This window comes from Carboxylicivirga sp., from assembly GCF_982718395.1.
Map to the genome: position 1 here is coordinate 1 of NZ_CEXQWX010000183.1, position 11,615 is coordinate 11,615.

The following is an 11,615-nucleotide window of genomic DNA, read 5'->3' on the forward strand; positions in this document are numbered from 1 at the left end:
CTGTAAGCATTTATATAGCATTGCTACCTTTCTCTCCTGTTCGGATGCGAATGCACTCTTCAAGTGGTGTTATAAAGATTTTACCATCTCCGATTTCTCCTTCAACTACATCACTTTCCGATTTTGCACCTGCAATAATAGCATTTACTGTTGTATCTACAAAGTCATCATTAACGGCAATTTCAACACGCATCTTTGGAATTAAGGATGGGATGACCTTTTTACCTCGATATACTTCTTCTCGTTTCTGAACGCCATGCCCCGATACCCGGCTGACTGTAATTCTTGTTATACCAGCAGTTATAAGGCTTTCGCGAACCTGATCAAGTTGGTATGAACGTATAATAGCTGTTATTAATTTCATTTTTAGTTGTATTAAGTATCAAGTACAAAGTATCAAGATGATTTACAAAAATCAATAATTTCTTCTTCAACTCTCAAACATAAACTCTTATTACCAGTACCTAATTATTTCACCCATTTATTTAATTGACACCAGTAATCTACTAGTTAGGATTAAGCATTCCATATCCGCGTTCTCCATGATATGCGTGATCTAAACCTTGCATTTCTTCCTCTGGAGTAGATTTTAATCCAAATATCTTTTCAACCACGAACAAAAGTATCAAGGTTAACACGATTGAGTATACAATGGCGATGGCTACGGCTGCTACCTGTACGCCTAATTGCTGCCAGATTGTCCATGAACCTCCAGCGGCTTCAGCTGCATTTGCCATCCAGCTATCGCGGATAAAGAAAGTTAAAGCAATTGCTCCGACAATACCTCCAACACCATGAATACCAAAAGCATCCAGCGAATCATCGTAACCTAATTTATCCTTTACTATCAACATCAAATAACAAATAACTGTTGCTAATGCGCCCAATACCATAGCTCCAAGCGGCTGAACAACACCAGCTGCTGGTGTAACGGCAACTAAGCCAGACAGAATACCTGATGCGAAACCTAAAGCAGTCATTTTACCTTGATGGAATCCTTCAATTAAGATCCATGTTAAGGCACCCGCTGCTGCTGCAACCTGCGTGGCTGTCAATGCCTGTGCAGTACTCAGTCCGCTGGATACACTACTACCAGCATTAAAGCCAAACCAGCCAACCCATAACAAACCAACTCCCATCATCACCATCACCAAATTGTTAGGACGCATCTGACGATGTGGATAACCGCGACGAGCTCCCAAATAAATTGCAGCTACCAAACCACTGATTCCGGCGGAAATATGAACTACTGTACCTCCTGCAAAATCAATTGCTCCATCCGCACCCATATTGAATAAGAAACCATCTTCGGCCCATACCCAATGACATAATGGATTATAAACCAACAATCCCCATAAGGTTATAAATACAAGATAACCCCTGAATTTAACACGTTCAGCAAAGGCACCTGCTATTAGTGCCGGGGTGATGATGGCAAATTTTCCCTGAAACATAGAAAATACATACTCAGGTACACCAGCTTCCATCACTGTTTCGTCAATACCCTGAAGGAAAATATAGTCTGAATTCCAGCCAAACCATCCTCCAAACACGTTTGATCCGAAACACATACTGTAGCTGACTGTCACCCAAAGGACACTCATAACTCCCATGGCCGCAAAACTATGCATCATGGTTCCCAATACATTTTTGGATCGCACCAAACCTCCATAAAACATAGCTAAACCAGGCACCATTAAAAGAACAAGCGCAGTTGATGTGATCATCCAGGCTGTAGCGCCTGAATCGACTCCCGGTTGTGCACTCAGTTCCATTAAGCCTCCTAACCCCATGATAATTCCCAGGGTAGCAAGCATTCTCTTTCTTAAATTCAAATTCAATCTCATGATAATGTGATAAAGGTTAACGATTTCATGTCTTAAATACAGACTTCAGCTTTTTTTAGCTAATCACGACAGCTTTATCTACTTTTTTTGTTGCGCTGTTTGATTTTTAAGGGGTATCTATGACAATTATCAGTTTTTTCTCTTTGCAAATATATAAATGAGGGGTGTAATTACAAATTATTAGTTAATTTTTATTTTCAACCCCCTATTTATTCACACAGCAATCAATTTATTTACTATTTATTACTTTCATCCCCTCTGATTTAGGAGAAAGCTTGCTCAGAATCTTAAAAATGCTTGCAAAAAAAAGATCGCATCTTATTATTAGATTTTAATAAGATGCGATCCTTAAATTCTGAACTACGCTTTCTATTGCTTCAGGGCTGCTTTTGTAAAAAGGTACTCAGGAATATCTCCGTTAAATTCAATGCTTATTATCTCCCAATCCGTTCCCTTTCCTTGCTTTAATACATCTTTAAAATTCAGCTTCATCGGATACCAGCGTCCTTCTATCTTTTTGAAATTACTTAAGGTTGTTCGCTTTAGCAACTGACCACTTTTTGCATATAATTCCTCCTTATGGGGTAAAAAATACTCGGCATCAACCCACAATTTACGCGAATGATATGCTACATCGTCAACTTTAGCAGAGAGCTTCAACACAAATACTTTTCGTCCCTCAAGTTCTACAGTTGATTCTATTACAGCGGAATAGGTATCACTCAACTTTCGGTCATCCATCATATCTTCGTAAGATAAATCTGAACCCATAACCGATTGACGAAGCATATGACCCGAGATTTGTACAATACGGTCATTGGAAGGATAGTAAGTCCATAGCCTGTCATCCAGCTTCAACATTTTAGTTCCTTTTTCTCGTGCTGGCGACAAGTATTCGGTAAACGACTTTTCGATACCAATGGTGTAACTTACTGATGTAATGGTGCGACTGTTTCGACGACTATGAATGGTCATGCTAGATTCTACAATCCGATTGTCGGACGACATATTATCATCGATTTTTTGCATTATCTCATTCGCAGTTTGAGCGTTGACTGATAATATCAAATTACCAATTATCAGGATGCTTAATAGATGCTTCATGTTCTTTATTTTTCTTTGATTATGCATATCATTCGATATCCTTTTACTCATTTTTTAATTCAACAGTTCTTATCATGCGTTTCGTAACCCTTAATTTGCATTGTGCGACCCTCACCTTGCATTGCGTGGCTCTCACTATGTATTGCGTAGCTCTCACTATGCATTGCGCAGCTCTCACTATACATTGCGCAGCTCTTACTATACATTGCGCAGCTCTTACTATGCGTTGCGCAGCTCTTACTATGCATTGCGCAGCTCTTACTATGCGTTGCGCTGTTAAGGCAAGTGTCACATTGGGTCTATTCAATCAACTGTGGGGTCTATTCTTAAACCTCTAGCTCTTTGAAGAGTTGTGCGGTTTTACGCTTATATATCGCATACCCAGCCAATGCATTCCCCAATGTCATTGCAAATAAACCTGGAATAAATCCAATATAAAACAACTCTGGTGTTACTTTGGCCCGATAAACTGTCGGCATCATCATCGTAACATTTTTCATAAGTGCACTAAAATCAATCCCATTCTCCTGAAGATAATAGCAGAGTGCAATTCCTATCACTGAACCAAGCACTGAACCTATGGAACCAATAATAATGGCTTCATAGATGATTGTTTTGAAAATATGCGCCTTTTCTTCGCCTAAGGCCAATCGAACGCCATATTCAGTATAACGCCTTAAACCGCCTAATAAACCAGTATTCCATAATACAATTGACATGGCGATGATAAAAATGGTAACCATCAGAGCGCTCATATTATCGGCCATATCCAGGTATTGTTTTAAAGTAGCTTCGTCGCGCAGACGCACCATCTGTGGCGAAAATTCATCCTCTTGCCGACTGTACTTATTATTAAATTCCTCTCTTATTTGCAATGCCATCTCATCATCATACACTCCTGATTTAAAATAACCCAATACTTCTCCTGCTGCATCCTCCATGTCAAATGCCAGACCGGCATCTTGGATGTCCATGATAATGGCACCTCTATCGAGCATAGCCATGCCAAAATTAAGTGTGCCACACACTTTAAAGGTGGGCACTACCATACTGCCGTACATGGTTGAACCCAGTATTGATATTTCCTCGCCCAATTGAACATTAAATCGTTGTGCAAACTCATCACTGATCAAAACTTCGCCCAACTTATTTGGCATTCGCCCCTGCACTATCGACTTTGGGATATTTAACCGTTCAGCTTCTTTTGATTTGGGATTTAACAGATCAACAGCCCGACCAGCAGCCGGCCCTTGTGCCCGTGTTTCACCATTTTCGTCAGGCACATCCAGTAATCCACCAAACTGAATTCGACGCACCCATTCCATCTGTGGATATTCACCGCCCAGTTGATTCATCAGCTTCTCCACATCAAGAAGTGCCAGGTCGTTGGGTATCTGTGCTTCATTCTCGGCGTAAGCACGAGTCATTACTTTGACATGCCCCATTGCGTAATTGGCGTTTATGTCAATCATATCGCCAAATATGCCCTTCATCCAACCGCTCATAAAAACGGTAAGAAACACGCCTAATGAGACTACTATCACCGGTAACAGGCTCCGGCTTTTATCGCGTAATATACCTTTTATCAGAAACTTTATCATTTTATTAGTTTAGTGCACAGTGTAATGTTCACAGTACTGGTTATTTGGCAATTTGTGAATTGATTCACCCTCTATATCTCCCATTTCCAAGGAAACTAAATAGCAGTGATTAGCATTATATGTATCTACAGTTTTCATTCCTCAATTATTTTTATAAGTTACGTTTGTGGGCTATTATCATTGCTTGCTTTAGAAACCGTTTAAGTTTTACCCTTCGGTTTATTTTAGCGACTTAAGCCCTCATACTTCTGTAAAATATCTTTAAATAGCGATGCTATTCGCATCAATTTTGCCTTGCCTGAGAACTTAATTCATCCAAACTAACACACAAAAACAAAATTTAAACAGTTTCTTAATTTCACACTTCCACAAATCGACACCTCGACAATTCAACATTTTATCAATTTTAAACTCATAACTCATTTCCCCTTTAAAGCATCCGTTGGCTTCATTTGGCTAATTTTACGAGCAGGAATAAAACTTACGATGGTCGAAGAAATCAAGACTAATAATATGGTGACCACAACCAATTGTGCGCTGTAATAGGGATATACTTTTTCGGCAATGGTAATGCCCATATCCGCACTTCCAAAGTTAATACCGATGCTGTTAATCCATATGAACAATGGTATGCCATATATAGCCCCAACAACTGCAGCCAAAATACTATGAAAGGCTCCTTCAATAGTGAATATCCCCACTACCTGTTGTCGTGTTAAGCCCAATGCTATATAGGTTCCTATCTCCTTTTTCCGTCGGAATATGGATAATATCTGAGTATCGAAAATAGCAAGCAAAGCAATCATCAACAGGATCATTTGCATGATCATCCCACTGATACGCTCGGAGTTAATCAGATTGTCAAGATCTTTTAACAGATAATCAGACGATTTAAAATCCCATCCACTTATTACGGGAGCTGCTTCCAAGCCACTAATTAATAGTGTTGCCTCATTCATAAAGCCCATCATCTGTTGCATGACCTCATAATCAATGTAAACCTGTCCGTTATCCACATTAGCCACATCGCACTTAAAAATACCAGAAATATACACCTGAACGGCATCAAAGGTTCCGTTTTTATCGCGCCACCGCATCAATACTTGGTCACCTTCTTTTAGCCTGGTAGCCTTAGCCATGCGTCTTCCAATTATAGCATTTACCTCATTCTGCTTACTTGTTAGGCGATGTGTTGGCAATTTCAGAACATTTTGAGAGGCTGGAATACCGCGCAATATGACTGTTTGCATGCGTCCTTGCGGATAAATTGTAGCTTGCTGGATTAATTCAGGAACGAAATATCCGGCATCAACCTTCTTCTGGATTTCGGGTGATACTTCCTGATGCGCATCCCTATAACTGAACACATCATACTGATCATAACCGGGATGCCAATATTGCCCCTGTCCTATTTCCCAATTCATTGTATCGTTTCGTCCCTGACGATTCCAACCGTCAATCATGGCATTGTAAAAAACAATCAACACAAATGCCAATGACAGGACGCTTACATTTAACCAGGTTCGCAGTCCGGCTCCGAGAAGGTTTTTATAGGCAAGTTTTAATGCTAGCATGGTTTATTTAGTCAGTAGTTATTAGTCAGTTGACAGTAGTAATTGGTGCATTGTGCGCAGTGCTTGTTATAGATTATTTATTTTACCCTCTAAATCTCCCTTTTCAAGAAAGACATAAATGATGTTGATTTGCGTTATTATACTTTTCATTTCTTAACGTTATAATATCATGGCTTGCTTCAATTTCATACTTCTATTCCCGATTACGCAACTAAACCCTAAACTTATCAACTCATTACTGAATCTTTCCTTTTAACGCATCTGTCGGTTTCATTCGGGCAATTTTACGTGCCGGCAAATAACTAACGACTGTTGCTGATAAAACAACCAATAATAATGTGGAAACTATCAGACCAACACTGTAATATGGATAAACCTTCTCCGCGATTGTAATACCTACGTCAACTGTACCAAAACTCAAACCAACCGTATCGAGCCATAAAAAGAACGGGATACCATAGGCTGCCCCAACCAAGGCAGCCAGTATACTGTGCACTGCTCCTTCTATTGTAAAAATACCTACCACCTGCCAGCGTGTTAAGCCGAGGGCAATGTAGGTTCCAATTTCTTTTTGGCGACGAAAGATGGATAATACTTGTGTGTCGAAAATAGCCAATAGTGCGATTAACAACAGAACTACCTGAAGCACTATACCTCCGGCCTTTTTCGATTCTATCATCTGGTCGAGCTCGGACAATAGAAATTTTAAATCCTTAAAATCCCAATCTTCAATTTCTTTTGGGTCTTCATCACCTGTGATCAGAAGTGTAGCATGATTGTTCAATCCCATCATTTTTTGAATGGCCTCATAATCAACATAAACCTGTCCATTATCCACCGAAGGTACATCGCAATGAAATATATCAGCAACCAATATTTCGCGGGCATCGAACGTCCCATTCTTATCTCTCCAGCGAATCAGTACTTTATCTCCTTTTTTAAGTTTAACTGCATCGGCCATACGTTGGCCAATAATGGCAGGCAGATCACTTGTTTGAGGCTGCAATCCTTGAGTCGGTAATTTTAATAAGCTTTGCTGATGTGGAACACCTTTCAGCATAATGCCAAACATACGCCCCTGTGGATAGATTGTTGCCTGCTGTATCAATACCGGCACTAATTTTCCTGAATCAACAGCTGATTTTACATCTCCAGATACTGCCTGATGGCTATCACGAATACTAAATACATCGTACTTATCGTAATTCGGGTGCCAATACTGCCCCTGAGCAACTTCCCATTCCTGTGTGTCATTTCGCCCCTGACGGTTCCATCCGTCGATCATTCCATTGTAGAAGATGATTAATACAAAGGCAAATGATAGTACAGTAACATTCAGCCAGGTTCTAAGACCAGCTCCAATTAGATTTTTATATGCGAGCTTAAATGCGACCATTGCAGTTGAGTTCCGGTTTTGAGTTTACGAGTTGAGGGTTTCGTTAGCCATTATTGCTTCATCAGCTACAACTTTACCATCAGCTAATGATATTTTACGTTTAAGGTATTGCATCACCTTTTCATCGTGCGTGGAAAAAATAAAAGTAACACCTAGTTCATCGTTAAGTTTTTGCATTGTTTGCAGAATATGGTGTGAATTTTTAGAGTCCAGATTAGCCGTTGGCTCATCAGCCAAAACAATTTGGGGCTTCTTAACCATTGAACGGGCAATGGCCACACGCTGACATTCACCTCCTGATAACATAGATGGTTTCGACTTTTCTTTGTCAGTCAGTCCTACCCACTCCAAGGCCTGCATAACAGCCTCTCGCCGATCTGTTGCCGACATGTTTTGCAGTAACAGAGCGAATTCAACATTTTCATATACTGTATAGACAGGTAATAAATTATAGGTTTGAAAAATAAAACCGATGCTATGATTGCGTAGATTAGCCGCCTGTTTCTGATTAAGTCCGGCAATAGACTTTCCTAACACGGTTGCTTTTCCTTCACTGGGCACATCCAGCGAACCAATGATATTCAATAAGGTAGTTTTACCCGATCCACTTGGCCCCACAAGCCCTGTAAACTCGCCTTTACCAAACGACAGGTTTATATCTGTAAGTGCTGTAAAATGACCATTTCCGACCGGGAAACGTTTGGTAAGGTTCTGTAATTGTATGATGCTGTTATTCATTTTAGTATAGTGATTAGCGGTGAATGATTAGTGATTAGTTGTTTTACCGTTACTGTATTCTTAATTATCAAAAGTTGTAGACCAGCATAAGTTGAATACCTTTTCCTCCGAACAAATTTTCAGTGTTGGCCTGTATGGGCATGTTATAATCGTCAGGATTCCAATAGCCCATCATATTCAGTACAATGGAATCGTACTGCTTACTCCAGTTAATAAAATTATATAATTGCTTGTCTTCCCAATTATAGAACACAATGGCATTTAAGTTGTCAAACATTCCAATTGGGTAATTCATTGACAAAGCGGTCATGTTTACAGAGTTATCAAATGCAAACGCATTTTCATCATAGGATGATAATAAGTGCTCTGCAATCACATTAAGGCCATTACCAAATCCAAAAGTATAATCAGCTCCAACGCTAAGGTTCACCTGATTTGTAAACATCCCAATGTTTTTTGATGATCCTACCCATGCACCTTCAAACCAAAAACCAATTACTTTATCAAAGCGGGCATCCAAACCAATTCTGTTTTCAGGTATTTTCTCAAGACCTGGCAATGTTATTCCAAATACCCTGGTATCGGCCACACGGTGATGATAAGTTAATGCAGCCTCTCCAAGAGGAACAGGCATTTGGAAGCGTCCACCAAATTCTGGCTTATGTGAATTACTGGGAATCAACTCCCAGCCCTTCACTTCGTCATTACCATACAACACCCAAAACCACAGATTAGCATTATTCATAAAGTAATAGCGCGATAACACACCCCAAACGCCATCTGTTAATTGGAGCGGATCGCGCGGATCAACCTGATCGAACCACATCAATGGACGTATTAAAGTGGCAGAACCAAAGTTGATCTTTTGTAGGCCAGCCCTTATTTCTAACTGCTTTGCTGAATAGCGTCCCCATATGCGATATGGAGAAATTTTACCATTCCAATCAGACGAATCTGGTATATTAAATCCCACATCACCAACTATATTTGCAGAGGTCTCAAAATCAAACTTTGTATCATTTTTCAACTCCACTTCATAATTCAATTGAGGAATAAAACGAGCTCCGACATATATTGGATATGGATTATCAGGGTTATAATGTAACCAACCGACCGCTTGTCCTTGAAATTGAACTGAATTGGTATTCTCAGACTTCACCTGTGCATTTACGAGTAAAACCTGAAGTAATAATATGACGGTTATTAAAGGCTTCATCAGATTTCTGGCTCAACGTTCATTAAACCATAAAAGAAAAAACGCATATTTTCCATAATCAATTCATTAGGAGACTTATACCTATCCAGTAAAGTCTTGTCATTCACAGTTTGTATCATTAAATTCATTTGGTAAATGATGAATTCAACCTTAATACCTGATCTGATATCTCCTTTTACTTGTGCATCCTTTAGAAAGTCAATAAATAATTCCTGAGATTCTTTACTATGCGATTCCATATACGCTAACAATCCATTTTCAGGCTGTTTATAGATATCATTCAGAAATTCAGTGCTCAGATGTTTCGTTCCTTCCATCTTCATTAACATCATTTGCTCAACCTTTTTCTCGAAGGTATCCTCAGAATCCAAGACTTCTTTAAATTGCGCAAGGGCCTGCTTCATTATATCGCCGAGAATATGTTTGGCTAACTCAATTTTATTGGGAAAATATTTATAGAAGGTCATCTTGCTCACTGATGCCTCCTTACATATCTCTTCAATACTTACCCGTTTCAAACCATATTTCCAGAATAACTCTTTTCCGGTTGCTAAAACATCCTGATACTTCTTACTTTTCGAATAATCCTTCATGACAAATATTACTTACACAACAAATGTATACGTTTTATTTATATTATTACTAATATCGTATATTTTTTAACATTTTGGAATAAAAAACCGGAACCAATTATTTGATTCCGGTTTTCGATAAAGAATAACTCTTGCTCTATTTCTTTAAGGCTTTATAAATGTAATAAGCACCTGCAATTACAAAGGGAACGCTTAGCAGTTGTCCCATGTTAAAGGTCATCCCTTCTTCAAATTTCTCCTGAACTTCTTTTACATATTCTATAAAGAAACGTGAACCAAAAATACCAATGAGGAAAATTCCGAAAATAAGCCCTTGTTTTTCTTTGGCTTTTGTTTTCCAGTAAGTAAAGAAGGTAACTACGAAAGTGATCAGATAACACAGTGCTTCGTACAACTGAGTTGGATGTTTTGCCACGGTTTCTCCACGACGTTCAAACACAAATCCCCAAGGTAAATCCGTTGCATGACCATATATCTCTGAATTCATAAGGTTACCCAAACGAATGAATACTGCTGTTAAAGCCACTGGTACTACCAAACGATCAAGTGTCCAGATCATACTTTTTTTAGTCACTTTCTTAGAGTAATAATACAGAGCGATCAGAATACCAATGGCACCGCCATGGCTGGCCAGTCCTCCTTCCCATACCTTTATAATATCACCCGGATTTTGCGAATAGTATTCCCAACCATAGAAAATAACGTGACCTAAGCGGGCTCCTACGATGGTAGCGATTACTACATACATAAACAGTTTATCGAGCCACTCCTGTTTAATTCCTTCAGACTTGAACATACGCTCGAGAATATAGTAACCAAGCATAAAACCCATGGCAAACAATAAACCATAGTAGCGTACATGTATGGGTCCTAAAGAAAATATCTCCGGATCGACATTCCAATTGATTGAATTGAGTATCATATATTAGCTATTAGTGATTAGTTATTAGTGGCTAGAAAGCTTTTACTGTCTAACCACTTCTGACTATTGACTACAATCCTTTACCATGACATTGTTTATACTTCTTACCACTTCCACAAGGACAAGGTTCATTACGTCCCACCTTCTTCTCAACACGAACCGGCTCTACTCGCTCAGGCTTTTTCTGACCACCTGCAGAAGATCCATTACCACGAGAGAACTCATCTTTACGTGTTTGCATCTTACTATAATCCTGACGCTTGCGTTCCTGAGCCTCCTGAACACCATCGGCGTTCTGAATTGGAATATGTCCTTTTGACAATAAGGACACAACAGCTTTATTGTTATCACCTACCATTGATTTAAATAGGTTGAATGATTCAAACTTATAAATCAATAATGGATCTTTTTGCTCGTAAGTTGCATTCTGCACTGCCTGACGCAAATCATCCAGCTCACGCAAGTGCTCTTTCCAGGCATCATCAATGGTTACCAGCATCGATGCTTTTTCGAACGAACGAACCAGTTCTTTCGACTCAGTCTCGTAGGCTTTTTTCAGGTTGGTAGTAATCTGATATACCTTTTGACCATCGCTAATTGGTACAACAATGTTTTTGTACATCT

General features: G+C 39.3%; 11 protein-coding genes. All 11 read right to left on the reverse strand.

Going from position 1 to position 11,615, the window contains the following annotated elements:
• Positions 1-10: 10 nt before the first annotated feature.
• A complete protein-coding gene (locus AC4MRQ_RS22105; RefSeq protein ID WP_491199901.1) occupies positions 11-364 on the reverse strand; it encodes a P-II family nitrogen regulator in 354 nt (117 codons plus the stop codon).
• Between the two features lie 142 nt (positions 365-506).
• A complete protein-coding gene (locus AC4MRQ_RS22110) occupies positions 507-1,847 on the reverse strand; it encodes an ammonium transporter (RefSeq protein WP_491199902.1) in 1,341 nt (446 codons plus the stop codon).
• 369 nt (positions 1,848-2,216) lie between these two features.
• The gene (locus tag AC4MRQ_RS22115; RefSeq protein ID WP_491199903.1) at positions 2,217-2,951 is read right to left on the reverse strand and encodes an outer membrane lipoprotein-sorting protein; all 735 of its coding nucleotides are present in this window, start codon (positions 2,949-2,951) and stop codon (positions 2,217-2,219) included.
• Positions 2,952-3,277: 326 nt separating this feature from the next.
• Positions 3,278-4,552, reverse strand: a complete 1,275-nt coding sequence (locus AC4MRQ_RS22120; protein ID WP_491199904.1) for an ABC transporter permease — start codon at positions 4,550-4,552, stop codon at positions 3,278-3,280.
• Between the two features lie 419 nt (positions 4,553-4,971).
• A complete protein-coding gene (locus AC4MRQ_RS22125; protein WP_491199905.1) occupies positions 4,972-6,126 on the reverse strand; it encodes an ABC transporter permease in 1,155 nt (384 codons plus the stop codon).
• Between the two features lie 235 nt (positions 6,127-6,361).
• The gene (locus AC4MRQ_RS22130; protein ID WP_491199906.1) at positions 6,362-7,522 is read right to left on the reverse strand and encodes an ABC transporter permease; all 1,161 of its coding nucleotides are present in this window, start codon (positions 7,520-7,522) and stop codon (positions 6,362-6,364) included.
• A 24-nt stretch (positions 7,523-7,546) separates the two neighbouring features.
• Positions 7,547-8,260 (reverse strand): ABC transporter ATP-binding protein, encoded by a 714-nt coding sequence (locus AC4MRQ_RS22135; RefSeq protein WP_491199907.1) that lies wholly within the window; start codon positions 8,258-8,260, stop codon positions 7,547-7,549.
• 67 nt (positions 8,261-8,327) lie between these two features.
• A complete protein-coding gene (locus AC4MRQ_RS22140) occupies positions 8,328-9,476 on the reverse strand; it encodes a hypothetical protein (RefSeq protein WP_491199908.1) in 1,149 nt (382 codons plus the stop codon).
• Entirely contained in the window at positions 9,476-10,069 is a 594-nt protein-coding gene (locus AC4MRQ_RS22145) for a TetR/AcrR family transcriptional regulator (protein WP_491199909.1), read from the reverse strand. Before AC4MRQ_RS22145 ends, AC4MRQ_RS22140 begins: the two co-directional genes overlap by 1 nt.
• Positions 10,070-10,205: 136 nt before the next feature.
• Entirely contained in the window at positions 10,206-10,991 is a 786-nt protein-coding gene (gene lgt / locus AC4MRQ_RS22150; RefSeq protein WP_491199910.1) for a prolipoprotein diacylglyceryl transferase, read from the reverse strand.
• Between the two features lie 70 nt (positions 10,992-11,061).
• A partial coding sequence (locus AC4MRQ_RS22155; protein ID WP_491199911.1) for an SEC-C metal-binding domain-containing protein occupies positions 11,062-11,615 on the reverse strand: 554 nt, incomplete at its 5' end.

What these genes read in the sequence shown, in the direction of transcription:
- AC4MRQ_RS22105 (WP_491199901.1), bottom strand. Translation starts at nt 364, where the DNA reads ATGAAATTAATAACAGCTATTATACGTTCATACCAACTTGATCAGGTT.
- AC4MRQ_RS22110 (WP_491199902.1), bottom strand. Translation starts at nt 1,847, where the DNA reads ATGAGATTGAATTTGAATTTAAGAAAGAGAATGCTTGCTACCCTGGGA.
- AC4MRQ_RS22115 (WP_491199903.1), bottom strand. Translation starts at nt 2,951, where the DNA reads ATGAAGCATCTATTAAGCATCCTGATAATTGGTAATTTGATATTATCA.
- AC4MRQ_RS22120 (WP_491199904.1), bottom strand. Translation starts at nt 4,552, where the DNA reads ATGATAAAGTTTCTGATAAAAGGTATATTACGCGATAAAAGCCGGAGC.
- AC4MRQ_RS22125 (WP_491199905.1), bottom strand. Translation starts at nt 6,126, where the DNA reads ATGCTAGCATTAAAACTTGCCTATAAAAACCTTCTCGGAGCCGGACTG.
- AC4MRQ_RS22130 (WP_491199906.1), bottom strand. Translation starts at nt 7,522, where the DNA reads ATGGTCGCATTTAAGCTCGCATATAAAAATCTAATTGGAGCTGGTCTT.
- AC4MRQ_RS22135 (WP_491199907.1), bottom strand. Translation starts at nt 8,260, where the DNA reads ATGAATAACAGCATCATACAATTACAGAACCTTACCAAACGTTTCCCG.
- AC4MRQ_RS22140 (WP_491199908.1), bottom strand. Translation starts at nt 9,476, where the DNA reads ATGAAGCCTTTAATAACCGTCATATTATTACTTCAGGTTTTACTCGTA.
- AC4MRQ_RS22145 (WP_491199909.1), bottom strand. Translation starts at nt 10,069, where the DNA reads ATGAAGGATTATTCGAAAAGTAAGAAGTATCAGGATGTTTTAGCAACC.
- lgt (WP_491199910.1), bottom strand. Translation starts at nt 10,991, where the DNA reads ATGATACTCAATTCAATCAATTGGAATGTCGATCCGGAGATATTTTCT.